General features: G+C 66.3%; 26 protein-coding genes. 12 read left to right on the forward strand and 14 right to left on the reverse strand.

Translation table 11 applies throughout. The features are described from left to right. Window positions 1–3: 3 nt before the first annotated feature. Entirely contained in the window at window positions 4–879 is an 876-nt protein-coding gene (locus JOF55_RS02075; protein WP_310268691.1) for a manganese catalase, read from the forward strand. On the opposite strand, the gene JOF55_RS02080 is transcribed toward JOF55_RS02075, so the two are convergent. Further along, window positions 872–1,618, reverse strand: a complete 747-nt coding sequence (locus tag JOF55_RS02080; protein ID WP_310268695.1) for a DUF1990 family protein — start codon at window positions 1,616–1,618, stop codon at window positions 872–874. The genes JOF55_RS02075 and JOF55_RS02080 overlap by 8 nt on opposite strands. Window positions 1,619–1,624: 6 nt before the next feature. Continuing rightward, entirely contained in the window at window positions 1,625–1,834 is a 210-nt protein-coding gene (locus JOF55_RS02085; protein ID WP_310268698.1) for a hypothetical protein, read from the reverse strand. A gap of 65 nt (window positions 1,835–1,899) precedes the next feature. On the opposite strand from JOF55_RS02085, the gene JOF55_RS02090 reads away from it, so the two are divergent. After that, entirely contained in the window at window positions 1,900–2,652 is a 753-nt protein-coding gene (locus JOF55_RS02090; protein WP_310268701.1) for a DUF1990 family protein, read from the forward strand. 41 nt (window positions 2,653–2,693) lie between these two features. Here JOF55_RS02090 and JOF55_RS02095 read toward each other — a convergent pair whose 3' ends face one another. Next, on the reverse strand, window positions 2,694–3,836 hold the full coding sequence (locus JOF55_RS02095) for a glutathione-independent formaldehyde dehydrogenase (RefSeq protein WP_310268704.1): 1,143 nt from the start codon (window positions 3,834–3,836) through the stop codon (window positions 2,694–2,696). 180 nt (window positions 3,837–4,016) lie between these two features. Here JOF55_RS02095 and JOF55_RS02100 point away from each other — a divergent pair, with 180 nt between their 5' ends. After that, complete coding sequence (locus JOF55_RS02100) at window positions 4,017–4,871, forward strand: IclR family transcriptional regulator (protein WP_310268707.1); 855 nt, start codon at window positions 4,017–4,019, stop codon at window positions 4,869–4,871. Window positions 4,872–4,908: 37 nt separating this feature from the next. Here the strand turns inward: JOF55_RS02100 and JOF55_RS02105 are convergent, their stop codons facing one another. The 3 genes from JOF55_RS02105 to JOF55_RS02115 all read right to left on the reverse strand — a co-directional run bounded on the left by JOF55_RS02105 (window position 4,909) and on the right by JOF55_RS02115 (window position 8,757). Next, on the reverse strand, window positions 4,909–6,234 hold the full coding sequence (locus JOF55_RS02105; RefSeq protein WP_310268711.1) for a formimidoylglutamate deiminase: 1,326 nt from the start codon (window positions 6,232–6,234) through the stop codon (window positions 4,909–4,911). Window positions 6,235–6,355: 121 nt separating this feature from the next. Continuing rightward, complete coding sequence (locus tag JOF55_RS02110) at window positions 6,356–7,165, reverse strand: enoyl-CoA hydratase/isomerase family protein (RefSeq protein WP_310268714.1); 810 nt, start codon at window positions 7,163–7,165, stop codon at window positions 6,356–6,358. A gap of 44 nt (window positions 7,166–7,209) precedes the next feature. Continuing rightward, window positions 7,210–8,757, reverse strand: coding sequence for an acyl-CoA synthetase (locus JOF55_RS02115; RefSeq protein ID WP_310268717.1), 1,548 nt, complete (start codon window positions 8,755–8,757; stop codon window positions 7,210–7,212). 115 nt (window positions 8,758–8,872) lie between these two features. On the opposite strand from JOF55_RS02115, the gene JOF55_RS02120 reads away from it, so the two are divergent. Continuing rightward, window positions 8,873–9,502 carry a TetR/AcrR family transcriptional regulator gene (locus JOF55_RS02120; RefSeq protein ID WP_310268719.1) on the forward strand — a complete coding sequence of 210 codons (630 nt, stop codon included), beginning with the start codon at window positions 8,873–8,875 and terminating at the stop codon, window positions 9,500–9,502. Window positions 9,503–9,641: 139 nt separating this feature from the next. Next, window positions 9,642–11,243 carry a long-chain-fatty-acid--CoA ligase gene (locus tag JOF55_RS02125; RefSeq protein WP_310268723.1) on the forward strand — a complete coding sequence of 534 codons (1,602 nt, stop codon included), beginning with the start codon at window positions 9,642–9,644 and terminating at the stop codon, window positions 11,241–11,243. 13 nt (window positions 11,244–11,256) lie between these two features. Here the strand turns inward: JOF55_RS02125 and JOF55_RS02130 are convergent, their stop codons facing one another. After that, window positions 11,257–11,934 carry a PaaI family thioesterase gene (locus tag JOF55_RS02130; RefSeq protein WP_310268725.1) on the reverse strand — a complete coding sequence of 226 codons (678 nt, stop codon included), beginning with the start codon at window positions 11,932–11,934 and terminating at the stop codon, window positions 11,257–11,259. A gap of 187 nt (window positions 11,935–12,121) precedes the next feature. After that, a complete protein-coding gene (locus JOF55_RS02135; protein ID WP_310268728.1) occupies window positions 12,122–12,883 on the reverse strand; it encodes a 3-hydroxyacyl-CoA dehydrogenase in 762 nt (253 codons plus the stop codon). A 292-nt stretch (window positions 12,884–13,175) separates the two neighbouring features. On the opposite strand from JOF55_RS02135, the gene JOF55_RS02140 reads away from it, so the two are divergent. Continuing rightward, window positions 13,176–15,200, forward strand: coding sequence for a CocE/NonD family hydrolase (locus JOF55_RS02140; protein WP_310268729.1), 2,025 nt, complete (start codon window positions 13,176–13,178; stop codon window positions 15,198–15,200). Window positions 15,201–15,234: 34 nt separating this feature from the next. Then, window positions 15,235–16,515, forward strand: coding sequence for an ATP-grasp domain-containing protein (locus JOF55_RS02145; RefSeq protein WP_310268732.1), 1,281 nt, complete (start codon window positions 15,235–15,237; stop codon window positions 16,513–16,515). 54 nt (window positions 16,516–16,569) lie between these two features. Here JOF55_RS02145 and JOF55_RS02150 read toward each other — a convergent pair whose 3' ends face one another. The 3 genes from JOF55_RS02150 to JOF55_RS02160 all read right to left on the reverse strand — a co-directional run bounded on the left by JOF55_RS02150 (window position 16,570) and on the right by JOF55_RS02160 (window position 17,912). Beyond that, window positions 16,570–17,295: a DUF2267 domain-containing protein gene (locus tag JOF55_RS02150; protein WP_310268734.1), complete on the reverse strand. Its 726-nt coding sequence runs from the start codon at window positions 17,293–17,295 to the stop codon at window positions 16,570–16,572. A 101-nt stretch (window positions 17,296–17,396) separates the two neighbouring features. Next, on the reverse strand, window positions 17,397–17,678 hold the full coding sequence (locus JOF55_RS02155; RefSeq protein WP_310268735.1) for a hypothetical protein: 282 nt from the start codon (window positions 17,676–17,678) through the stop codon (window positions 17,397–17,399). 66 nt (window positions 17,679–17,744) lie between these two features. After that, window positions 17,745–17,912, reverse strand: a complete 168-nt coding sequence (locus tag JOF55_RS02160; protein WP_310268741.1) for a hypothetical protein — start codon at window positions 17,910–17,912, stop codon at window positions 17,745–17,747. A gap of 438 nt (window positions 17,913–18,350) precedes the next feature. Between JOF55_RS02160 and JOF55_RS02165 the strand changes: the two genes are divergently transcribed. From JOF55_RS02165 to JOF55_RS02180, 4 genes are all read left to right on the forward strand, one after another. Further along, window positions 18,351–19,100, forward strand: coding sequence for an acetate uptake transporter family protein (locus JOF55_RS02165; protein ID WP_310268744.1), 750 nt, complete (start codon window positions 18,351–18,353; stop codon window positions 19,098–19,100). 128 nt (window positions 19,101–19,228) lie between these two features. Continuing rightward, entirely contained in the window at window positions 19,229–19,792 is a 564-nt protein-coding gene (locus JOF55_RS02170) for a hemerythrin domain-containing protein (RefSeq protein ID WP_310268747.1), read from the forward strand. Between the two features lie 208 nt (window positions 19,793–20,000). Beyond that, entirely contained in the window at window positions 20,001–20,522 is a 522-nt protein-coding gene (locus tag JOF55_RS02175) for a hypothetical protein (RefSeq protein WP_310268750.1), read from the forward strand. Window positions 20,523–20,754: 232 nt separating this feature from the next. Then, on the forward strand, window positions 20,755–20,919 hold the full coding sequence (locus tag JOF55_RS02180) for a hypothetical protein (protein ID WP_310268754.1): 165 nt from the start codon (window positions 20,755–20,757) through the stop codon (window positions 20,917–20,919). Between the two features lie 101 nt (window positions 20,920–21,020). Here the strand turns inward: JOF55_RS02180 and JOF55_RS02185 are convergent, their stop codons facing one another. Both JOF55_RS02185 and JOF55_RS02190 read right to left on the reverse strand, forming a co-directional pair. Continuing rightward, the gene (locus JOF55_RS02185) at window positions 21,021–21,896 is read right to left on the reverse strand and encodes a polysaccharide deacetylase family protein (protein ID WP_310268757.1); all 876 of its coding nucleotides are present in this window, start codon (window positions 21,894–21,896) and stop codon (window positions 21,021–21,023) included. Between the two features lie 55 nt (window positions 21,897–21,951). Beyond that, window positions 21,952–23,466: a purine-cytosine permease family protein gene (locus JOF55_RS02190; RefSeq protein ID WP_310268759.1), complete on the reverse strand. Its 1,515-nt coding sequence runs from the start codon at window positions 23,464–23,466 to the stop codon at window positions 21,952–21,954. A 109-nt stretch (window positions 23,467–23,575) separates the two neighbouring features. On the opposite strand from JOF55_RS02190, the gene JOF55_RS02195 reads away from it, so the two are divergent. Continuing rightward, window positions 23,576–25,078 carry a PucR family transcriptional regulator gene (locus JOF55_RS02195; protein WP_310268762.1) on the forward strand — a complete coding sequence of 501 codons (1,503 nt, stop codon included), beginning with the start codon at window positions 23,576–23,578 and terminating at the stop codon, window positions 25,076–25,078. Between the two features lie 29 nt (window positions 25,079–25,107). Here the strand turns inward: JOF55_RS02195 and JOF55_RS02200 are convergent, their stop codons facing one another. Beyond that, window positions 25,108–25,797 (reverse strand): GAF and ANTAR domain-containing protein, encoded by a 690-nt coding sequence (locus JOF55_RS02200; protein ID WP_310268765.1) that lies wholly within the window; start codon window positions 25,795–25,797, stop codon window positions 25,108–25,110. Between the last annotated feature and the right edge of the window lie 39 nt (window positions 25,798–25,836).

A 25,836-nucleotide genomic window follows, 5' to 3' on the forward strand; every position in this document is an offset into this window, starting at 1 on the left:
CACGTGTTCTACCACACCAAGCGCCTGCAGTTCGAGGCCAAGCCCGAGCAACCGGATCCCGTTTACGCGCACAAGCTGCAGGAGCTCATCGGCGGCGCGTGGGGTGAGATGACGGTGACCATGCGGTACCTGTTCCAAGGCTGGAACTGCCGCATGGAAGGCAAGTACAAAGACATGCTCATGGACATCGCCACCGAGGAGATGGGCCATGTCGAAATGCTCGCGACCATGGTCGCACGGCTACTCGAAGGTGCTCCCTCGGACAAGACCACCGCAGCGGCGGAGAACGACCCGGTCATGGGCGCGATCATCGGCGGGATGGATCCGCAGCAGGCGATCGTCGGTGGAGGTGGAGCCACACCCAGCGACTCCAACGGTTACCCGTGGAACGGCCGGTACGTCATCGCCAGCGGCAATCTGCTCGCGGATTTCCGCTCCAATGTCACCGCCGAATCGCAGGGACGGCTGCAAACCGCGCGTCTGTACCACATGACCGATGACCCGGGTGTGAAGAACATGCTCAAGTTCAACCTCGCCCGCGACACCATGCACCAGAACCAGTGGCTGGCCGCCATCGAAGAGCTCAAGGCCGACGGAGTCGAGGATACCGTGGTGCCCAACGAGCTGTTCGACGAGGAATACCGCGAGCACGCAAGCACCCTGTGGCATCTCTCCGACGGGGACTCCTCGCAGGAAGGGCGCTGGGCAAGCGGCACCGCGCCCGACGGTGACCACGAATTCAGCTTCGTGTCCAACCCCGAGCCGCTGGGCGGCCCCGCCAGTGCTCCGAAGCCACCCGAACATCTCTACGGGACGACCTGGAGCGAGGAGACCATGCTCCGCAAGGCCAAGAACACCGTCAAGGACAAGCTCACCTGAACGGTGGCGGATGATGCCGCGGCCGGCCGGGTTCGTGCCGCCGCACGGTGAGGCGTTCGAGCACACTCGGCCGGGCGTCCGACGGGGCCAGGACCAGATCTCCGCGCCGCACGTTTTCCGCTCCTCGGGCGGGGAAGGACGCGGCACGCAGCAGCCGGTGCAGCCGCCTGCCGCAGCGAGCGTAGAAGCGCAGCTGCGTTCGACGGCCGAACAGCAACCAGCCGACCCGCATGATCGGACCCAGTGTCGGTGACGCTTGTGAACAGCCGTTGATCACGAACTCCACGACTCCGGTTTCGGGATGCTTGACGACCTCGTAGGTCATCTTTCCGCGTTCGAGATGTCCTTCCAGCGTTTCGTAGGACCAACCCCACACCCGGTCGCCGTTCGGCCGTGTCTCATCGATGACCTCGGTCACGCGCACACCCATGAAAAACCGCAGGCCGTAGAACCGGCCCTCGAGCAGCATGTCCCGCCCGAGCAACGCGGCACGCCTGCGGTAGACGGCACGGATGCGCTGCGGAACCGAGAACTCGTAGTCCCGGACCAGCGCGCAGGCGGTTTCCCACGCTCCTCCGGACTCGGGCGGTCCCGTCGCCTCCCGGGCCACCGCACGCCGGTGGGTGTCGAAGCTCCACTCCGGCGCACGGACCTCTCCGTGATCATAGTTGACGCCGCGCTCGGCGAGTGCGCGGAGTGCTGCGGCATGGTCGAGAGTGTCGAGCAGTCGGCTTCGCATGCGTGCTTACTCGAGTTCGCTCAGCGAGTCCCCGATCACCCACAAGGTCGGCGGCCACAATCCGACGAACAGCGCACGGCGTTCCGCGTTGCCCCGCTCCTCCTGATCCACGGTTTTGGCTCGGATCCACAGCCCCACACACAGTGCGACGGCCCCGAGCGACATCAGGTGCACGTGAGTACTGCGCACACCCAGGCTGTGCAGTATTTCGCGCATGCTCGTCACCTTCCATGCGTGTCGTGCCATGCGTGTCGTGGCAGCGGGCGGGGAATACCTCCAGCATGCCCTCATTGGTCCGAACTCGCCCGGGGAATGCCGCAGTTCCGCATCGGCTCGCCAATACCAGCCGCGCGGCCATCGTGCTGTACTGGCCGCTGGGAATGGCCCTCGTGTCCTGGAGATACCTGTGGCAGACCACGCCACTGCACCGGACCGAGGAATCCGGTGACTCCGGCGATCTGCCACCTGAGCCGCCCGCGGAACTGGTCGACGAGCGCAGCCAGCTTGCCGAGTCCGGCAGCGGCCCGCTGTTCCACCGCCGGTTCATCGTGGACATCCACGGCGGCCACGTCGACCCACCTCGGTTGCTGAACACGCTGACGGCCGACCTGAACCAGGCGGTTCCTTCGGAGGTCACCGCGGTGCACGACCTGGGCCGCACCCGGCCCGGGCTGCAGCCCGGTGACGAGTTCGTCGTGCGCATGCCGGGACCGTGGGACGGCCCGGTCCGGGTGATCCACCGCGATGACACCGCACTGCGGTTGATGACCCTGGCCGGGCATCTCGAAGCCGGCCAGATCGAGTTCCGGGCCGAACGAACCGGCGCCTGTCTGCGGTTCGTGATCGAAGCGTGGGCACGCCCGAGCAACTCGCTGGTCCGGCTGCTGTACGCACGACTACGCCTGGCCAAGGAAATACAGTGCAACATGTGGGTGCGCTTCTGCCGCAGCACCGCTTCCCTCGCAGGCGGTCGCGCTCGCGGCGGCATCACCATCCACACCAGGAAGGTGCCACACACTCCCGAGGGCGTCTGACGCCTCTGCGGCAGTTTTGCCGGAAACTGCCGCAGCGCCGCTCAGGCTGCCCTGCCGGGCTGCAGCAGAACCTTGGAGTACCCCGGCTCCCGGTTGTCGAACTTGGCATAGGCATCGGGCGCGTCGCTGAGCGGCAACTGCTTGGAAACCACGAAACTCGGGGCAGCGCGACCGGCGATGATCAAGTCCCGAAGTCGGTGGGCGTAGGCCTTCGCGTCGGCCTGCCCGGTACCCATGCGCAGGCCTCGCTCGAAGAACTTCCCGATGTCGACCAGCAACATCCCTTGAGCGGCGTTCTCGTTCGGGGCTCCCGGATCGGACGGAAGGTACAGGCCGACGGTGCCGATGGAGCCGGTGGGCCGGACGGTGTGAACCAGCTGGTTGAGCACGATGGCAGGCTGCTCCGCACCTTCGGCGGCGGTGGCCTGGTAACCGACAGCATCCACGCCGCGGTCCACGCCGTCCTCGGACAGCGCGTCCTTGATCTGTTCCACCGGGTCACCCGCGGTGAAGTCGATGGGCTCGGCCCCGATCCGCTCGGCCAGTCGCAGGCGGTCGCCGACCTTGTCGACCACGAACACCCGGGAAGCCCCCTTGAGCAACGCGGAATAGGCGGCCATCAGTCCGACCGGGCCCCCGCCGTACACGGCAACCGTTTCTCCGGGCCGCACACCGGCAAGCTCGGTGGCGTGGTAACCGGTCGGGAAGATATCGGCCAGCAGCGCGAAGTCCTCCTCGTGCTCGGTCCCGCCCGGCAACTGCACACAGTTGAAGTCGGCGAACGGTACCCGCAGGTATTCAGCCTGGCCACCGCGGTAGGGCCCCATCGACACGTAGCCGTATGCGCCACCGGCGAAACCGGGGTTCACCGTCAGGCAGAAGGCCGTCTTCCCGGCCCGGCAGTTCCTGCAGTAGCCACAGGCGACGTTGAACGGCAGCACGACCCGGTCACCGCGCCGGGTACTCGTCACGCCGGAACCGATCTCCTCGACGATGCCCATGTTCTCGTGGCCGAACACGAGACCGGACTCGGCATCCGTGCGACCCTCGTACATGTGCAGGTCGGAGCCGCAGATCGCGGTGGTGGTGATCCGCACCAGGGCATCGGTGGGGGCCTCGATGCGAGGATCGTCCACCTCCTCCACCGCAACGTCGTAGGGCCCGCGATAGACGAGAGCACGCATGTCGAAGCCTCCTGGGACCGATCGCTGGTTTCTTGCCGTCCGTACCGATACCCATTTCCCCGTCGCGCAAACCGACCTCACTCGAACAGGAGAAGCGGCCGGACGCGCCCCGCGACATCGGGGACGGCTCAACAGCGCTACCGTCTGCGGACAGCAGACACAAGGAGACGGTCGGCAGCCATGACAGCGGAGGCCCAGCGGGGGGATGCCCATCGGGGCGAGTCTCGCGGCACGAGCAGCAAGATGCCCGCAGTGCGCCATGCGGTCGGCGTACTGCGTCGCCTCGCGGCCAGTCCCGACCCGCTTCCGGCCGCGGCACTGGCCCGCTCCCTGGAGGTGCCGCGCAGCACCATGTACCACCTGCTGTCCGTGCTGGTGGACGAAGGACTGGTGGTACACCTTCCCGAACAACATCGCTACGGACTGGGCCTGGGCGTGTTCGAACTGGGATCGGCCTACTTGCGCCACGACCCTCTGGAACATCTGGCCCGCCCCCTGTTGGCACGCCTCGTCCAGGACGTGGGCGACACCGCCCACCTGGCCATCCTGCACGGCGCGGAGCTGCTCTACCTGCTGAAGGTCCAGCCCGAACATCCCACCACACTGGTCACCGATGTCGGAGTGCGCATGCCCGCCCACCTGACCGCATCCGGGCGGGCACTGCTGGCACACCTGCCCGCCGAACAGGTGCGTGCCCTGTTCCCCTCGCAGGAGTCCTTTCTGGACCGTACCGGCTCCGGCCCCCGTAATCTGCCCGAACTGCGCTCGATGCTGGCCACCGAGCGGCGGCGGGGCTGGTCGGAGGAAGACGGCCTCATCACCCCCGAGGTGGCCAGCGTGGCGGCACCCTCGTTCGACCACAACGGTCACCCGGTGGCCTCCGTGGCGGTACCGTTCCGTCGCCAGGCACGAGCTCCGGAGTCCTGGCCGCAACTGGCACGGCACGTGCTGCGAGCCGCCGATGCGCTGACTCACCGACTGGGCGGAACACCGCCGCAGCGCACGGCATCATCCACTGTCGACACCGAATCCTGAAGCTCCTCCGGAGAAATCGTGCTCGCGTGCGGGCTGCTCAGCCGTCGTGGTCACGCAGCGCGGCAATCGCTTCCGCGAGCAGCGGCCCGATCTCGCCCAGTCGCTCGTGCACCCCGTCGCGTGCCACCACATGACCGCTCACCACCGCGGTGGACACATCGGCTGCGGTCGCCACCAGCGGCACCTGCTTCGGTAGGCATCCCGCGGTGTTGGGTGTATCGGTGCGCACCGCCACCAGGTCGGCCGGGGCACCGACTTCGATCCGCCCGGCCCGTGGCCAGCCGAGGGAGGCATGGCCGCGCTCACCGAGCGAAGCCACGAGCTCGGCGGGGGAGAACCGTCCGCGCTGCCCGGTGCGTAGTCGCTCACCGGCCTCCAAACCACGCGCTTCCAGCAACGGATCGACGACCGCGTGCTGATCGCTGCCCAAGCAGATCGACGAGCCGGCATCGGCCAACTCGCGAGCGGGGCCGATGCCATCGGCCAGATCCGCCTCGGTGGTTGGGCAGAAGCAGGTCGCCGCACGCGAGGAGCCGAGCAGCGTGATGTCCTCCGGGGTCAGATGGGTGGCATGCACGGCGGTGGTCCGCGGCGTCAACGCCCCGACCTCGTGCAGGATCTCGGCCGGAGTCCGCCCATACGCCTGCACACACGCCTCGTTCTCGGCGGGCTGCTCGGACAGGTGTACGTGCAGCGGGCGCTCCGGACCGGCCCCGGCTACCACGGCGGGCAGCTGCGCGCGGGGAACCGCCCGCACCGAGTGCACCGCAGCGCCGATCCGAGTATCGTCGTCGTCTTTCAAGCCGTCCAGACGCTGCGCCCATCCTTCGGCGCTGCCGTCGCCGAAGCGTAACTGCGGTCGGTTCAGCGGTTGCCCGATTCCGCCGGTCAGATAGCACGTGTCCAGCACGGTGAGCCGGACACCGGCCTGCCGGGCGGCCTCCCGCAAGGCCTCCCCCATGATGTTGGGATCGGCATAGTGGCCGCCTCCCGGGGCATGGTGCACGTAGTGGAACTCGCCCACGCAGGACACTCCGGTCACTGCCATCTCGGCGTAGACCGCGCGGGCCAACGCCAGGTAGTTGTCCGGGTCCAGCCGCTCGGCCAGGGCATACATCTCGGTACGCCAGGTCCAGAAGGTGCCGCCCCCGTCATGGGTGCGACCGCGCAGAGCACGATGAAAGGCATGCGAGTGCACATTGGCGATGCCGGGCAACACCACGCCCGGCAGCCGCTCGACACCCGCCGGAGCCAGCACTCCCGTGCGCAACTCGGTGATGTTGCCGTCGGTATCCACACCGACGAGTACGGATTCGGTCATTCCGGTGGGTAACCAGGCCCGCTCGCACCAGAACCGCTCCATCGTCACCCGCCTTCGGAGTTCGGCACGTCCATCACCTGCCCATCCCAACCCATCCGGCGGTACCGGCGCTGCCTCGATACGCATGAAGCGTCTGAAATGACAGATACGGAGCAGTGGGTGTTCACCGCACCGCCCACCGGCCGGTGAATTCCGGATCGGTCTTGGCCCGAAACGCTTCGAGCGCTGTGGCCGTGTCCTCGGTCGCGAAGTTGACCGCCTGCGCGCGGGCCTCGCCTGCCAACGCCTGCCGAAACGTCTGGTCCATTCCTTCATGGAGCAACGCCTTCGACTGAGCCAACGCCACCGGCGGTCCCTCCGCCAGCCGCTGCGCCAGCTCGGCCACGAAACCGTCGATCTCCTCGAGATTTTTCACCCAGGTCACCAGCCCCAGCGAGCGAGCTTCCTCGGCCCCGATGAAGTCACCCAGCAAGGCCAGCCGCTTGGCCTGCTGCAGCCCGACGATGCGCGGCAGTAGCCACGAACCACCGAAATCCGGCGAAAGTCCTCTGCGCGCGAAAATCTGGGAAAACCGAGCCTCCGGAGAAGCCACCACCACGTCGCAGCCCAGCGCGAGATTCCACCCGGCACCGACCGCCACTCCCGAGACCTTCGCAATGACCGGCTTACGCAACTCGTGCAGAGCCATGGCAATGTCGTTGATCCGGTGCATCCGGTTCAGCGGATGCTGTTCGTCGCGCTCTCCACCGAGATCGGCACCCGCGGAGAAATCCCCACCCGCCCCCGTGATCACCACGGTTCGCACGTCGTCGTTGTCCCGAGCAACGCACAATGCCTCGTGCAAGGAGATCCACATCCGTGAATCGATCGCATTCTTACGATGCGGCCGGTTCAGCGTCACCGTCAGAATCGAGCCACCACGATCCAGCAGTACCGACTCTTCCACCGGGCCGTGGTCCGGCTGCAGTGTCATGGTTCCATTCCCTCCATCCGGCACCGGCCGGCCGCCGATGTCACTCAGGACTTGCTCGCGGTTGCCGTGTAGCGCGCCTTGAGCTTGCCCTTGACCAGTTTCCCCGTCGGAGTACGCGGCAACTCCTCGACGAAGTCGACACTGCGCGGCGCCTTGTAGTGCGCGATCCGCTCCCGCACGGATTCGAGCAGCCTTCGTTCCAATTCCGGGCCGGGCTGCTCACCGGGCGCGGGCTGCACGACGGCCTTGACCGACTCTCCCATCTCCGCATCCGGAACACCGATCACGGCGACATCCACAATGGAGGGATGCAGGGCGAGTGCGTCCTCGACCTCCTGGGGGTAGATGTTCACTCCGCCGGAAATGATCATGAAGGCCTTGCGGTCGGTGAGGAAGAGGTCACCGTCGTCATCGAGGTAACCGACGTCGCCCACGGTGGCACAGTGCGGGCGCTGGGGATGCATCGCGGTTTTCGTCTTCTCCGGGGCACCCAGGTACTCGAATTCCAAATCCGCACGTTCGAAGTAGACCGTGCCGACCTGTCCGGCAGGCAACTCGCGGCCTTCGTCGTCGCAGATCCGCAGTGTCCCCAAGGCGGCCCGTCCCACCGAACCCGGCTTGTCCAGCCACTGCCGGGAATCGATGAACGTCATGCCGAGGTTCTCGGTCGAGGCGTAGTACTCGTACAGAATCGGACCCCACCAGTCGATCATCGCGCGCTTGACGTCCACGGGACACGGGGCAGCGGCATGCACGGCGACACGGTGACCGGACAGGTCGTAGCGAGCACGCACCTGCTCCGGCAGCTTGAGCATCCGGACGAACATCGTGGGCACCCACTGGCTGTGCGTGACCCGGTAGCGCTCGATGGCTCGCAGCGCGCCTTCGGGGTCGAAGCGCTCCATCATCACGACCGTGCCACCCAGCGCGTGGGTCGACGCACCGTACCGTAACGGTGCGGCATGATAGACCGGTGCAGGAGACAGATACACGGTCTCCGGCCCGAAACCGTACATCGCCTCGAGTACCTGAACGAGCCGATCACCGGGTTCGTCGACCTGGCGATCCGGAAGCGCGGGCTTGATCCCCTTGGGACGTCCCGTGGTGCCCGAGGAGTACAGCAAATCGCTGCCCCGCGGTTGGTCCACGGATGACTCGGCCGAGGCATCCGCCAAGGCCGACTCGTAGACCTCGTAGCCCTCGACCGGCCCGCCATACGCCAGCCGCGTGCGCACTCCGGGGATCTCGGTACGCAACTCCTGCGCCATACCGGACAGAGCCGCCGAGACCACCAGAACCGCGGCGCCGGAATCGTTGACGATGTAGGCGATCTCGGCAGGAGTGAGGTGATTGTTCACCGCAGTGAGGTACATGCCCGAGCGCACTGCCGCCCAGTACACCTCGTAGGCGTGAATCGAGTTGTCGGTCAGCAGCGCGACCACGTCACCGCTGCCCAGACCGGCCTCGCGCAGCACGTTGGCCAGTCGGACGGAGCGGTCCTCGAGTTCACCATAGGTCAGGCGCGCTCCGGACTCCGCCATGATCACAGCGTCGCGGTGGGGGTCGATCGCAGCGTGGGCACCTGGATACATGCGGGCCTCCTCGAACCTGCTCGACGGTTTCGTAGCCTCGCACCACGCACACAAAACGGTCAACGCCGACTGCTCACCTCGCCGCGAAAAAACACCACGCGGGTACGCTGGTCGGGTGGTCCGGTCCGAAACGATTTCGCCGCGCAGCCGCCGGGAGCGCACTGCCGACAGCCGTGCTCTGATCCTCGACGCGGCTGTGGACTGCCTGATCGAACACGGCTACGCGGGTACCTCCACTGTGGTCATTCAGGCCAAGGCGGGGATTTCGCGCGGGCGCTTGCTGCACCACTTCCCGTCCCGGGACGAACTCCTGGTCGCCGCAGCACAGCACCTGGCGGGCACCCGGCTCGCGCAACTCGAGGAACGGGTGACACGGCTGCTGGCCAACGAGCCCGAAGGACGCCGGCGCGTCGACCGGTGCATCGAACTGCTCTGGGCGACGTTCCAGGAACCCCATTTCTGGGCGGCCATGGAACTGTGGAATGCCGCCCGGACGAATCCCGCGCTGAGTGCCGTGCTGCGCCCGGAAGAGCGGGAACTGCGTACCGCGATCCGTTCGGTGACCGACCGAATCTGGGGTCCGGTGGTGACGGCACATCCGCGCTACCACGAGCTGCGCGAACTCCTGTTCACCAGCATGCGCGGAGCCGCCATGCCGTACGCCTTCGAGGACCGGCCCGCCGCCACCGACCCGCACCTGGAGCTCTGGAAAACCACGGCCCATCGACTGCTCTTCGACGAGTGACATTCGACTGCCTCGACGAATGACGTCCGAGCGAAATCAGCACAGCCGATCTTGACCGGACGCGCCATCGCCCTCAGTATGAGGTGAGTCACATTCACCCTTTGATGCGTTCGCGCCACCTCACCCGTCGAGGAAGCCCATGCACTCCACCGAGCACGCCATGACCGGGTCCGGGATGACCACGAGCGACCAACTCGGCCGACACGCGCGCAAGATTCCCGAAGAGGTGGCGCTGCGCTTCGAAGGCAGCAGTCGCACCTACCGGGAACTCGACGAACGGGTCACGCGGCTGGCCAACGCGCTGCGGCAGCGCGGTGTCGAACCCGGGCTGCGCGTTGCCGTCATGGGCCTCAACAGCATGGAAGTCGTGGAAGCCTACCTCGCCTCCGCACGACTCGGAGCGATCTGCGTCCCGGTCAATTTCCGGTTCGTCGCCGACGAGGTCGCCTACGTGCTTTCCGACAGCGGCGCGACAGCCGCCGTGGTCGGCGCTCCGATGGTCGGGACCATGGCCAAAGCCCGCAGCCAGGCCCCCTCCGTGAGCACCTGCCTCGTCGTCGACGACGACCCGCACGATGCGGGGCAGGAAGCGGAGAGGTACGAGGACGTGCTGCGCAACGCTTCGGCCGAGCGCATCGAGCGCGCTGTCGACGAGCGTGCGCCCGCGTTCATCATGTACACCTCCGGCACCACCGGAAGACCCAAGGGTGCCGTGCTGACCCATCACAACCTGCTGATGCATGCCTTCAGCTCGATGGCACACCTCGGTGCACCCGGTGACGACCGAGTATGGCTCGCGGCGGCGCCGCTGTTCCACATCGCCGGCCTGTCGGGGTTGCTTCCCACGCTGCTGGTCGGCGGCCGCACGGTGATCATGCCCTCCGGCCGGTTCGACCCGACCGAAACCGTCGACCTCCTCGAACGCGAACGCGTCTCCTCGGTCTTCCTCGTTCCTGCGCAGTGGCAGGCGATCTGCAACGTCGCCGACATCGCCGAGCGCGACCTCTCGGCGCTGCGTCGGATCTCCTGGGGCGCCGCCCCGGCGCCGACAGCGCTGCTGCGCACCATGATCGACACCTTTCCGCGGGCAGAGGTGATCACCTCGTTCGGGCAGACCGAGTGCAGCCCGGTGACGACCACATTGCGCGGCGAGGACGCGCTCCGCAAGATCGGGTCCATCGGCACTCCCATGCTCAACGTCGAGGTGCGGGTGGTCGATGACGACATGAACGACGTACCCCGGGGCGAGGTCGGCGAAATCGTCTACCGCGGCCCCACGGTGATGCGGGAGTACTGGAACAAACCTCGGGAGACCGCCGAGGTCTTCCGGGGCGGCTGGTTCCACTCCGGCGACCTGGTACGCGAGGACGCCGACGGCTACCTCTACGTCGTCGACCGCAAGAAGGACATGATCATCTCGGGCGGGGAGAACATCTACTGCGCCGAGGTGGAGGATGTGCTCGCCGGACATCCCAAGGTCGGCGAGGTGGCTCTGATCGGCGTGCCGAACCACAGATGGGGAGAGACCCCGCTGGCGGTCATCGCCCCGCGGGAGTCCTCCGACCCTCCCACCGCAGCCGACATCGATGTCTGGTGCAGGCAGCACCTGGCCGGCTACAAGCGCCCGCGCGAGGTGGCGATCGTCTCCGAACTACCGCGCAATCCCAGCGGGAAGGTCCTCAAGACCGAGCTTCGCTCCCAACAGTCGGCCGGAAAGCTGGTGGCCGAGCAGACGAGCTGAGAGAAAGGCCGCGTCAGTCGCGCGCCATGCCCCGTGCTTCGGTCCACTGCGACGACTCTCCGAACAGGCGCCGGAGCTGTTCGTCACTGGGCACCAAGAACGTTCCTTCGGCTTCGACCAGCACGGTCTTCGGGTCCTCGGCGGTGGCGATGGTGGCCACCGGGCTGGACCGCCGGGCACTGGTCTCGGTCTGCTGGTGCCATCCGGCGATGCGCAACGGTGTCCGCAACGGCACCGGTCGCCGGTACCGCACCGACAGGTCCACCGTCATGCCCGGGCGGCCGCGAGTGCTGTGCGCATAGCCCAGGATCTGGTCGAGCAGCAGCGCACTGACGCCTCCGTGGGCATAACTGTGCGGGCCTTCGTGGATCAGCCCGAGTGTGCAGGTCCCGATCGCGACACCGTCGACGAGCTCGACACTCATCGGCGCGGCGAACGGGTTACCGGGCCCCATGGCCGGGTTGTACATCCGCCGACCCTCGCGCAAGCTGTCGATCGACGGGACCTGCTGTCGCGATCGGCTTGCCTTCTCCAGCGGTGGGATCAGTTCGCGGGCCTGCCGAGCAACCTCCAGCAGGGTCTCCGCGTCGACTTCGGTGGATACCGCGGCCTCATTCAGCTCGCGCAACACCGACCCCAGCTCGCGGGCGGCTTGCCGCCGTTCGTGGACGTCGGCCACGCTGTCACTCACGCGATGTTCTCCTCCACAGCTCGCCCGGCGGCCCGGATCCGCGACGCCTCAGTCTCACCTGCGTGCCCATAACAGTCAAGATGGACTGTCATATCGCAGTCGGTGTGCCGGGGCTTCCGGGACGGCCACATCTCCGCCGCTGCCTGCCTCGGACCACCGGCCCCGGGGCAGGCAGCGGCGAACCCCCTTACCGGGGGGCCATGCGGATGGCGCCATCGAGGCGGATGGTTTCGCCGTTGAGCATGGGGTTTTCGATGATGTGGGCGGCGAGATTGCCGTATTCGCCGGGATCGCCCAGGCGCTGTGGGTGGGGGACCTGCTCGCCCAGGGACCGGGTGGCCTCGTCGCCGAGGCCGGCGAACAGCGGGGTGTGGAACAGTCCCGGGGCGATGGTGTTGACCCGGATGTGGCGCTCGGCCAGATCCCGGGCGATGGGCAGGGTCATGCCCACGATGCCGCCCTTGGACGCCGAGTAGGCGGCCTGGCCGATCTGCCCCTCGTAGGCGGCCACCGAGGCGGTGTTGATGATCACGCCGCGTTCCTCGCCGATCGGGTCCGTGGCGCTGATGCGCTCGGCGGCCAGCCGGATCACGTTGAACGTGCCGACCAGGTTGATCTGCACGACCTTGGTGAACTCCGCCAGCGGGAAAGCACCCTTCTTGCCGACGGTTTTGATGGCGTTGCCGATGCCGGCACAGTTGACCGCCACCCGCGGCGTGCCCAACTGCTCGGCGGCATCCAGCGCGGCAGCCACCTGGTCCTCATCGGTGACATCGGCACCGACGAACACCGCCTGCTCGCCCAGGCTCTCGGCCACGGACTTGCCCTCCGAGGACGGCAGATCCACCAGCACCACCCGGCCACCATCGGCCAGCAACCGCTTCGCCGTGGCCAACCCCAGCCCCGAGGCACCTCCGGTCACCACCGCAACACTGCCCTCAACCTGCATGCGTCATCCTTCCCACGTATCGGTCGGAGTCGTTGTCCGACACGGGCATGGGTCCATGCCCGTTCCCGTACATGTCTACAGTTCTCGGCTCGTCGACTCCACACCGCACGATCGTGAAGATTCCTCGCCCCACCCGAGCAGCTTCCCCGATCGGTGCCTTGCGCAGGCGTTCGAAGCGGAATCGCGCCGGGGAGGTGTACCGCAGCTCGCAGGCGGGTATCTCGCGTCATGTGCGCCGGCGAGACATCGGCGCGATGGCCCTGCAGCCGGAGCCGACCAGAGGAGCAGGCGAATGCGGACCGTCACGTCCTTTCCGCACCCGGTCAAGGAGGAGGAGCACCGCTGGATACCGCTGCCGGACGGAACTCGCCTGGCCGCACGCATCTGGCGACCGGTGTCCTCGGACGACGATCCGGTACCGGCCATTCTGGAATTCATCCCCTACCGCAAACGTGATCTCACCGCACGCCGCGATTCCATCCACCACCCCTACATGGCCGGATACGGCTACGCATGCCTCCGCGTGGACCTGCGCGGCACCGGTGATTCGGAAGGCGTGCTCACCGACGAATATCGGGAGCAGGAATTCGTCGACGCCGAAAACGTCCTGGCCTGGATCGCCGATCAGCCCTGGTGCAGCGGGCGCACGGGCATGATGGGCATCTCCTGGGGTGGCTTCAACGCACTGCAGGTTGCCGCACGACGCCCTCCCGGACTCGGAGCGATTGTCACGGCATCCTCCAGCGACGATCGCTACGCCGACGACGTCCACTACATGGGCGGTTGCCTGCTCAGCGACAACCTGTCCTGGGCCTCCACGATGTTCGCGTACAACTCCTCCCCACCGGATCCCGCACTGGTCGGCGAGCGGTGGCGGGAGATGTGGCACCAGCGTCTGGAACAAAGCGGCCTGTGGATCGAGGAGTGGTTGCGGCACCAGCGGCGGGATGCCTACTGGGAACACGGCTCGGTCTGCGAGAACTTCTCCGACATCGAATGCGCCGTCATGGCGGTCAGCGGCTGGGCGGACGGATACTCGAACTCGGTGTTCCGCCTCATGGCGAATCTCCATTCCCCCCGCAAGGGCCTCATCGGCCCCTGGTCGCACAAGTACCCGCACCTCGGCCAGCCCGGCCCGGCCATCGGTTTCCTGCAGGAGCTCGTGCGCTGGTGGGACCACTGGCTCAAGGACATCGACAACGACGTCATGGAAGGGCCGATGCTCTACACCTGGATGCAGGAGAGCATGCCGCCCTCCACCGCCTACCACGAGCGGCCCGGCCGGTGGGTCGGAGAGCCGGAATGGCCCTCACCGCACGTTCAACGCATCGACTACCCGCTGGCACCCAACCGCATTCAGCGCCCCGGCGAGGAGCTGGAGAGCCGGGAACTGCGTCTCGAGTCCCCGCTGTCGGTCGGCCAGTTCGCGGGCAAGTGGTGCTCGTACAACGCACCGCCGGACCTGCCCTACGACCAGCGCGAGGAGGACGGAGGGTCGCTGGTCTTCGACAGCGACATCCTCACCGAACGGTGCGAGATCCTCGGTGGCCCCGTGCTGAACCTGGAATTCGCGGCGAGCCGGCCGGTGGCGATGGTCGCGGTACGCCTGTCCGACGTCGACCCCGATGGCCGGGCCACACGCGTCACCTACGGCCTGCTGAACCTGACCCACCTCCACGGCCACGACACCCCCGAAGAACTCATCCCCGACAAGCGCTACCACGTGCACGTGCAGCTCAACGGAGCGGCGCAGGCATTCCCGCCCGGCCATCGCATCCGGGTGTCACTGTCCACATCATACTGGCCGTTGGCGTGGCCGCCGCCGGAGCCGACACAGCTGACCGTGTTCACCGGGGCGAGCTCGCTGCAGCTACCGATCCGCCCGGTCGGGGAAGCCGACGAGCTGCCCACTCCGGCCTTCGGCGAAGCCGAGGGAGCGGAGCCACTGCACACCAGCCAGATACGTCCGGGGGAGCAGCGCTGGACCGTCTCGCGGGATCTCGTCGAATACGAGTCGGCGCTGGAGGTCGTCAAGGACCTCGGGGTGGTGCACTTCCCCGACATCGATCTCGAGGTCACCCGGCGCGCCTACGAGCGGTATCGCTGGGTCGGCGACGACTTCCAGTCCGTGCGCGGCGAGATCGAGTGGGAGATGGGGTTCGCCCGCGACGGCTGGCGGACCCAGACGATCACACGCACGGTGCTGGACTCGACCACGACCGAATTCCGTCTGCACGCCCAACTCGACGCCTACGAGAACGGGCAACGAGTCTCCTCGCAGAACTGGCTTCGGGAGATCCCACGCGACCACGTCTGACCGGCATGTCCGACAAGGTGGAGGAACAACCACGATGCCCAAGAACATCTTCGTCCTGGGGCTCGATGACGAGAATCGACGCACGTTCGAAGACCTGCCCGACGCCGAGCAGCTCCGCTTCCACCCGCTGCTCAGCGTCGACGAGTTGCTCCGCGGCGAGATCCGGCTCGCCGAGCTGCTCGACCAGGCCGAAGAGCAGCTGGACTCCTTCGACGGCACCGTGGATGCCATCGTCGGCTACTGGGACTTTCCGGTCAGCTCGATGGTGCCCATTCTGTGCCGTCACCGAGGGCTCCCGAGCGCGAGTCTGGAGGCCGTACTGAAATGCGAGCACAAATACTGGAGCCGGCTGGAGCAACGGAAATCGATCGAGGAGCATCCGAGGTTCGCGCTGGTGCATCTCGACGACGAGGCGGCACCGGATAATCTCCGCTACCCGATGTGGATCAAGCCGGTCAAGGCGTTCTCCTCGGAACTGGCATTTCTGGTCGAGGACGAACAGCAGTTCCGGAACGCGCTCGGGGAGATCCGCGCGGGGATCGGTCGTGTGGGCTCGCCGTTCGACTTCGCACTCTCGCACATCGAGCTGCCACCGGAGATCGCCGAGGTCGGCGGCCAGGCGTGTTTGGCCGAGGAATCCGTGTCCGGGCACCAGGTGACCGTCGAAGGGTACCACGACGGCGAGACCATCCACGTCTACGGAGTGATCGACTCCTACAACTACGAAGAAAGCCCCTCCTTCCAGCGCTACCAATACCCGTCGAAACTGCCGGAATCCGTCATCGAGCGTCTCATCGGCGTGTCGAAACGCATCATCGGCCACATCGGGCTGCACTCGGTGTTCAACATCGAGTACTTCTGGAATGACGATGACGACACCATCCACCTCCTCGAGATCAATCCACGGCATTCCCAGTCACATGCGATGCTGTTCGAGCAGGTCGACGGCGTACCGAATCACCACTGCATGGTGGAGCTCGCGCTGGGACACACACCGCACATGCCCCATCGACAAGGGCCTTACGCGGTCGGCGCCAAATGGTTCCACCGGCGCTTCTCCCGGGACGCGACAGTGCGCCGCAGCCCCACTTCCGAGGAAGTGGCGGCCATCGAACGCGATATCCCCGGCGTGCACGTGGAGATCGCGGTGAACCGCGGGGATCGGCTGTCCGATCTGTCCGGGCAGGACAGCTACAGCTACAATCTCGCGGTCATCCACGTCGGCGCGCACACCGAGGAGGAGCTGACGGACAAGTACGAACGCTGCGTCCAAGCACTGGCATTCGAGTTCGACGACCACGGGGTCGACGAGTAAAGGTGCTTGCGGACTGCTGCGCGACTGCTTCCCGGTCGACGACCCGGCCGCACATCAGCCCCCGGAACCCACTTCACTGACGGCGGCGTCGATCCGCTGCGCCAGCTGCAGGTCGAGCTCCGTGACGGCGCCCAAGGAGCGAGTGCGCAGCGAGAACACCACGACTCCGTCGGAGCGCTCCTCGACCGAGGCGTGATGGCTGAGCTCCTGTTGCGCAGCGTTCACCCGGCGATGCACCGGATCCCACCGTTCCGGTGGAAGGACCACCTCGCGGCTGATGCGCTCGGTGTCACCGGCCCAGCCCACGAGCTGCTCCAGAGCTCGCTCCAGCTCCCCTGCATCCAACGGCCGCGGCCGATCATCGGCGCTGGCCGCTCTCCAGTCGGGCGGTGGTCCCCCTCCGGGAGCTGCGAACAGCGCGGAGAACTCATCCGGCAGGCGATGTTCCAGTGTGTCGGCCAGGGCTCGGTCCTGGGCGGTCAACTCGGACAGCACGCCCTGCGCCAGATAACGAGCCCGTTCCGGAGTGCGCTCGGTCCGCTGGGCGACATCCTGCAGGAACTCCTCGAGACTGTGCGCGGAGGCATTCTCGAGTCCCCAGCGCACCGAGCTACGAATCGTCTCCGGCAAGGCCGTTGCCAGCTGCTGCTGATCCACACCGTCCAAGTGCCGAGCCACGGCCTCGACGACGTGCACCGCAGCCTGCCGTGCCTCATCGGTTTCCGACAGCCCGGCGTGGTTCTTCACGCCGTCGATGAACTCCTGATATTGAGCGACCATGGCTGCTCCTGGTGACACGGGTTTTGACTCGCAGTTTGAGCGTTGCCCGCGGGGACCGCTGCCAAACCGCGATCACGTAGCGAATCATGCATGTCCTGGCTTCACCCGGTCATCCGCGCTCGCATTTCCGGCAGGAACTCCAGATCCTCACTCTGGATCCCTTCCAGGTCGATATCGTGCGGAAGCGCCGTGATCGGAGTCCGCTGCAGCAAGTACTTCACGGATTCGGCGACGAAGCGCTGCTCATCCGGTTCGGGCATGTCCAGCGCGTCGAGCAGGTCCTGCGTGAGCAACACCCGATGCTCCGTGGTCTGGTTGCTCTCGTGGACTTCCGCAGCGTACTCCCGCTCTCCCAGCTGAAGAACCTTCACACTCTCGGCCATCGCGTACTCCTTTCGCGTTCTTCGGTGCACCCTCGGCGCGTGCCCGGCAGGCACGGGCACGGTGGATCACCGTGACTCGGTACCCTCCTCCGATTCGGGAGGAACCGTCGGTTCGTCACCGTCCACGTCGATCGTTTCCAGTTCCGGGCTCTGTCCCAGTCCGTCATCAGGCAGTTGCCGTGGGTCCTCGGGGGCATCCGCGGTGTGCTCGTCCGGTTCGGGTCGTTCACTCATCGTCATTCCCGCCATTCCCCGCTGTCTTCACGAGTGCGAGCGGATCGCCACCGCTTACGTCGTCGGCCCACAAGAAGGGTTGTCACGAATGCCTGGTCCTTAATCCTCCCGACAACGCCGATCCGTTCGGCGACAACAGCGCGAACACGGGACACGTGAGGGACCGTGCTCGCCGTACCGGCCGAAGCCGGACCTGCTTTCGGACACGAGAGTCACCTCTCGGCGATGCGTGCCGGTGAGAGTTTGACTGCGTCACAGCCGGGTAAGCCGTGCATGAATCCGAGTCACCGGAAAGGCACCGGAAGCGGTGGTGAAACCACCAACTGTGGCAGGAAGGATGATCGCTCTCCACATTTCCGCATGGTCGGCAGCCGACACTCCATACAACCGACCGGTCCGAACCGGTCGTTCCATTCACAGCGAAAGAGGAGCTTCGTCATGACCAATGCCGCCGACGCGCGATCCCAGAGTGGTGACTCCTCGGACTTCACCTTCTGGAAGGACCATTCGCAGATCTCCCTGTCGCCGGTGGCCGCACCGTCGATCCTGGGGCTGTACGGCTTCGCCGCTGCGACCTTCATGGTCTCCGCGAACCTGGCCGGATGGTATGGCAACCCGGTGACTACACCGCTGATCCTGTTCCCCTTCGCGATGGCCATCGGGGGAATAGCCCAGTTCCTCGCAGGCATGTGGTCCTACCGTGCCCGCGATGCGGTCGCGACCGCAGCCCACGGCGCCTGGGGTTCCTTCTGGATCGCGTACGGGATTTACCACATCTTCATCGCAGTGGGGATACTGCCCGGCCCCGCCACCAGCACGGTAGCGGCCGTGGCGTTCGGGTACTGGTTCATCACGCTGGCTGCCATCACCTGGGCGGCAGCCTTCGCCGCGATGGCGGAGAACTTCACCATCGCCGCTGTGCTACTCACCCTGGCGGCGGGCGCGACGATTCTCGCGATCGGACTGCTCACCCAGGTCTCGGCCATCGAGACCGCAGGCGCCATCGTCCTGGTCGCGTCGGCCTGCATAGCCTGGTACGCCGCCACCTCCATGATGCTGCAGGCCACCTACGGCCGGGTGATCCTGCCGATGGGCAAGCCCAGCAAGGAAACCAACGTTCCGGGCCAGATCCCACAGCAACGTATCCAGTACGAATCCGGCGAGCCGGGTGTGAAGGTCGGCCAGTAACGAACGACCCACTCGCCGTACCGGCGGTCCGGGAGCACCTGTCCCGGGCCGCCGGTCCATGCTCGCGGCAGTGACCCCGCGGCAGTGACCCCGCGGCAGTGACCCCGCGGCAGTGACAAGGAGTAACGATGACCACCACGCCGGGGCAGAACCTGGTCGATGTCATCATCGCCGACCATCGAGCCGTGGAGGAGGTATTCGGCCAGTTGGAGGCGGGTACCGGCTCCACCGAGCACCGCAGGCAACTCGTGGAGCACATGATCACCGAATTGGTGCGGCATGCCGTGGCCGAAGAACAGTACCTATACCCCGCCGCACGGGAGAAGCTTCCCGGCGGTGACCGGATCGCCGACCACGACCTCCAGGAACACACCGAGGCCGAACAGCTCATGAAGCAGCTCGAAACCCTCGAGACCGCCGACCCCGAGTTCGATCCTGTGCTCAGGAGATTGATCGCCGTCATCCGGCACCACGTCGAGGACGAGGAGAACGACCTGCTGCCACGGCTGTCCGAGGCGTGCACGGCCGAAGAACTCGACGACCTGGGGAAGAAAGTCGTCATGGCCAAGGGATCGGCACCGACGCGGCCACACCCCTCCGCGCCGAACAAGCCGCCCGCGAACATGATTCTCGATTCCGGCGCCGGTATGATCGACCGACTCCGCGACACGCTTTCCGGTCGCAACCGGTGACTCCGGCTGTTCGCCCCTACCGGTAAAGGACCGGCCGCGGATCCGATGCCACCGCGGAGTGGCCGGATACCTCCTCCTTCGTGCCATGCACCAGAGCCGTGCCGTCGGGTCCACACCCCGACGGAGGCTTCACTCACCCACTTGGCAAGATACAACTTTCGGGTGATACTCGCTGCTCGCACCGGCCGTGCACGGAGGAAGGATCCAGGTGACCACCGAGACCGCACAGTTCGACGAACTTCAACTCGTCGCACTGCCCAGCGCCCTGAACTGCTCCGAGCTCTTCGCACGCTTCACCCTCACCGAATGGTTCCTGCGCTCGCTGGCCGAGGAAGCCGCGCACGCGGCCAGACAATTGGTCGCGGCTGTGGTCGACAACGCCGATCCGCGGTCGCCGGGCATCCTGTCGGTGCGGCTGCGGCTGCATGGCGGCTACCTGGTGATCGAGGTCGAAAACGATCAACCGGAACATGCATCAGCCGTACCTCCCACGTTGGCGAGCGGTAAGACCGGCGTCAGCCCCCTGGAAAACCAGGGCACGCTCGTGTGGTGTGAACTGCCACTTCCGGCCGGTACCACGGCCTCGGAGGTGCCGCTGCCCCGGCGTGAGCCGAGGAGCTCGGAGGCCGCCGCCCGGATGAGCGACGACACCACCGAAGTGGATCCCCAGGTCATCCAACGGCTCCTGACCGGGCTGAGCCAGCCGCCTCCCGGCGGACCGACGGAGTGACGTCGTGCATTCGCACGGCCGACGAAGGGCCGTTGCCGCCATTCCGGGGTGAACAACTCTGTCACCCCGGAGCCGCCGCTATGAGCTCCGTCACTTACCCACGTTGCTCGGCGTGCATCAATCATCACGCATCGTACTCTGAATCTCGTACCGGGCGGAAAATTCGATCTCCCCGGTAGGAACGCGGTCCGCCACTTGCGTACAGCGACAACACGAGCGAGGAGTGCACGCCATGCACGAGGATGAACGCCGAAACGTGGCACTCAGCAACTACGAGCGGTTGGCCGCCACCTTGGAGCAGACCACCGATCCGGCTCAAGTGATCGTACTCGAGTCCTGCCTGGACGAACTCAGGACGGAAATCGGCGAGGCAGCGGAAGTGACCGGAACTTTCTAGCCCGGTGTGTACGGAGTCTTCGGACTCCGTACACACCGGGCCACCGCACGGCAACGGTCGGGAATTCAGTCACCACTGCGTTTCAGGGCGAATACGTCCCGTCACACGGATACGCTCGAGAGCCGCTCATGCACATGCGCGGGGCCACACACGCTCTCGGCATGTGCGGTGATCTCCCGGAGTGGCACCACCCACATGCCCTCCAGCGCCTTGACCTGCTCGATCAATCGCTCCAGAGCATGGGCCTTGGCAGGCCGACCGGACAGGAACGGATGATTGGTCAGTACGAAGCAGCCGCCCTCGGCATGCCGGGCACGAGCTTCGAGGAGCCACATCTGCAGGGCCTTTTCCGGATCCTCGATGATGCCGCTGCCGGTCCATCCGGGATAGAAGGCGTACTGCTCCCAGTCGTCCAGCGCCCAGTCCACCGGGATCTCGATGAGCGAGGCCGAGTCCGGCCCCGAAGTCGCGAGGCGATAGGGCACGTCGTCGTCGAGCAAACTGGTGTCGTAGCGGAATCCGCGTTCGGCCAACAGGCGTGGCGTATGCCAGTTCATCTCCCACCAGGGCGCCCGATAACCGATGGGGTGTACACCCACCCGCGCCAACGCTTCGAGGCCACGATCCAGGTAGTCGGCCTCCGTGCTCTCGTCGACCCCCTGCATCGGCTCGTGCAGGTAACCGTGATGAGCGATTTCGTGCCCACCGTCGGCGATGGCGCGGACGGTGTCCGGGTAGCACTCGGCCGTGTAGCCCGGAACGAAGAAGGTAGCGCGGATGTCCTGGCGCTCCAGCAGCCGCAGCAGCCGCGGAGTACCGACGCGGGGCCCATAGGCCTGATGCCCCATGAGCGACATGCGGCCCGTCGCGCCGGGGTCGTGAGCCAGCACGCAGGATTCGGCGTCCACGTCGAAGGTGAACGAGGCGGCCGCGCGGAAGTTCTGCGGCCAGGGGAAGGAACCGTCGGGAAACGTCACGGTCACGCTCCAAACCGGATTGCACGGGGATGGTCGGCCGGGGAAGCAGGCATCGTCAGGGTCCTTCGGTCATCGCGGTGGCCGATGCCGCGTGACCATCCGTGAGCGCCCCGCTCGCCGGGGAGCTCACGGCCTGTTGTGCTTGGTAGCGCCGGTGAATGCCGGGACCCAGGAGGGCATAGACCGTCGCCGACACGAGACCCCCGGCCAGCCAGGAAAGGTCGATCCCGCCCATGGCCGTGGCGATGGGCCCCTGAAAGACATCCAGAGCGCCGTACATGAACAGCCACGTGGAGACCACGCCTGCGACGAAGGCGGACATGGCAGCCCAGTTGATGTTCGGCAGCCGATCGGTGCCGACAGGCTCGAACAGCCGGTGGATCCGGTGCGAATCGCGCTCGATCCAGTAGAAGTGGACCAGCATGACGCCGCCCCACGAGGCGATCCATGCCACCAGCGAGACGAGCCAGGAGTCCAGCACGGCGGCGAACTCACCCCGGAAGATGAAAAACACCACGCACAGCATCGCGAAGAGGCCCACGAACACGCTCAAGGTCCGGCGGGACACCTTCAGGTCCAGCGCCTGTGCGGCCACGCCGAAGGTGTAGATGTTGAGGATGTTCGTCGCGATCGGCCCGTGGACGACGAGGAACAGTACCGGCACGGCCAGGGAGCCGTAATTGTCGACGATCAACTGCCCGGGGTCGACCTGGCCGTTCTTGGTGGCCAGCGAGGCACCCAGCACACCCAGCCACACAACGGGCAGGAACTGCCCCAGTGTGCTGGCGAGGTAGAGCCTTCGGCGTGGCACCGTGGTGCTGACGAAGCGCGAATAGTCCGCTGCATAGGTGAACCACGTGATCCCCCAGCCGATGCCGATGGCGGTCATGACGGCGGTCATCGCGGCGATGCGCTCCGAGCCCGCGAGCACCTCTCCGGACGGGCCGGCGTAGCTCCAGTCGATGTCCAGTTGCGTCCACGCGACGACCGACATCAACACCAGCACCACGATCGTCGGGGGCACCGTCCATCTCTCGAAGCCGGCAATGGCCCGGTACCCGATCCAGGAGATCACCACCTGGATGGCCATGATCACCGCGGCGACCGCGATCTTGGCGGCATGGTTCGGCGCCTCGGGGTCCACCAGGCCGAGCTCGCCGAACAGGGCCATGACCAGATCCAGGATGATCCAGGTGTTGACGGCGCACCAACCGATCGCCAGCACCCCTTGGATGAGCGCGGGTACATAGGCACCCCGCCGGCCGAAAGCCGCACGCGAGAGCACCATTCCCGTGGCCCCGGTCCGCTGGCCGAGCAGCACGAACAAGCCGAACAGGGCCATTCCGACGAGGTTCCCCGCGATCAGCACGATCAGCGTGTCGGCCAGCCCCAGCCCCAGGTGGATACCCAACGCACCGAGTACCCAGTTGATCGGCGCGATGTTGGCCCCGGCCCAGATCCAGAACTGCCCCGACACCCGGGATGTACGAGCCTGTTCGGGAATCGGCTGCAGGACCTCTTCCAGGGCCTCCTGCTCGCTGTCGTCACCACGTACAGCGTTGGTTGTCATGTATTGCCTCCGCACGGCTTTCGTTGACTCCGCCATGCTTCTGGTCCGGACGGCTGTGAACAAGGTACGTTTCGTCACTCAGAATTCATGCTCGAATGGACGAAATGTCATGTCGATATCTCTGCGTGCAGCGCTGGAACATCCCAGCCTGTCGCTCGCCGAACCGGTGCTGCTGACCGGGCAGGAGCACACGGCACGCCCGGTGCGCTGGGTGCACTCCAGCGAGGTACTGGATATCGCCCCTCTTCTGCGAGGTGGAGAACTGCTGCTCACCGGTGGGCTCGTGCTGTCCGAGGCACCCCCCGAACGCCAACGCCGCTACATTCGCGAACTGGCCTCCCGGGGAGTCACCGGCGTAGCGGTGGAAACGACCGAGGACAACACGGAGCTTCCCGATGCCCTGGTCGACGAGGCGTACCAGCAGGAGTTCGCGTTGATCCGACTCGGTCGGACCGTGCCGTTCGTGGAGGTCACCGAGAGCATCAACGCCTTGCTGATCAACGATTCGGTGCACCGGCTGCGGATCGCCGACTCGTTGTCCGACGAACTCTCGGCCCAGCTGACTTCCGGAAGTGACCTGCAAGGGCTGGTCGAGACTCTCGCGACAAGCACCGATGCGGAGATCACGGTATGCGACGAGTCCGGCGAACCACTCGCCGCCGCCCCCGCTTCCCCACGCACTCCGGAGGAACGCGCCAAAGCTTTCGAGGCACCGATCACCGTCCACGGGATGGTCGCGGCAATGCTCACGCTGCACCCGGGGCCCGATGCCGACCCCACCGTGGTCGAGGCGGCTCTCGACCGTGCTCCGCAATCGCTCGGACTCGCCTTGCTGCGCACGCGACCACCCGCGCCGAGCAACCGGGCCACCCGTGCCCTCTTCCGCGCACTCCGGCAGCCCGACCAGGTCACAACCGAGTTCCTCCCACTGGTCGAAGCCTCGGAACTGACCTCGGTCGGCACCTTCGTCGCCGCCGTCTCCGCGGACTCGGACAGAGGACATCCGGGGGCGGCAGAACAGGCCATGCGGCGACGCGGCAGGCAAGTCCTCAGTCATCTTGACGAGGGCGAGCTCCTGGCCATCGTCGCCCTGCCGTCCGAGAATCCCGACCATGCCCGACGGGCACTCATCGACGACATACGCCAGACCTACGACCCCGGTTCCCGGTTCCCCGTCATCGCCGTGGGCCCCCTTGCCCGCAGTGCCGAACGTCTCCCCCACACCGTCACCGAAGCACGCCGCTGCCTGGAACCGAACCTGCTGGACGCAGCGGCGCACGGAGTGATAGATGCGGGAAGCTGCTCCATCCGGAGACTCACGCACCGACTGGGCGCCAACACGATCCTGCAGGACTTCATCGAGGAACAACTCGGCGGGATCCTGGAACAACCACCACAGAGCAGGGACAGGCTGCTGCACACTCTCGAGGTGTTCTTCGACTGCGCGGCCAACAAGACGGAAGCGGCACATCGTCTTCACCTGCGGCGGCAGACGCTGTACCAGCGGATCGCCAAACTCTCCCACTGCATCGGGCGGGATATCACCGAGTCCGAGTCGTTGGCGGGGTTGCAAGTCGCGGTACGACTGTGGCGCGGCCTCGGCCGGGGGTGATCGCCTGCGGAATCCCCGGACGAACAGTGTCAGTCCCTTCTGGGAAGTTCACCTGTTCTGGTGACGATCCGCGCCGCCTCGCGCACCGTGATGGCGTAGTCCTGCGCGCTTTTCTGCAGCAGCCCGAAAGCGTCCTCGTGGGTGGTCCGGTACTGCTCCGTCACGATGCCCATTGCTTCGCCGATGTCCCGCCGTGTTTCGACGGTCGTCTCCAGTTGCTCGCCCATGCGAGCAGTGGACAACGCCATGGCAGCGTGTGAAGCGAAGATCCAGCCCACCTGCCGGGAACGTTCGGTGAACGCGTTCGCGCGGTTGCTGTACAGGTTCAACGCACCGAGAGTGTCCTCGCTGGTGAACAGCTGAAAGCCCATCATGCTGGCGATACCGAGCTCGCGGGCCCGCGGTGCATACCGTGGCCAACGATCCTCCGCGGCCATGTCGTCGACGCGATAGGTGGTGCCTTCGCGTGCGGCATCGAAACAAGGTCCCTCACCGAGCTCCGCTTGTGCCTGGTCGGACTTTCGCACGCGGTCACTGGTCTGCGCCGGGCTCTCCACGCCCCCGGCGCGCATCAGGAGAAGGCCGCAGTCGTCGCACCCGTCGATCAGTTCGACCGTGTGCTCCACGATCTTGTTCAGAGTCGCCTGTGCCGACGATTGAGCCAACAAGTCCCGGGATACGTGGGCGAGCGAGCTGGCGAGTGTGTCGACATCGTCCATATACACCGCTATCCCCTCCCGCCGGGCTCTCCCCATTCG

It is taken from the genome of Haloactinomyces albus, from assembly GCF_031458135.1.
Lineage (GTDB): Bacteria > Actinomycetota > Actinomycetes > Mycobacteriales > Pseudonocardiaceae > Haloactinomyces > Haloactinomyces albus.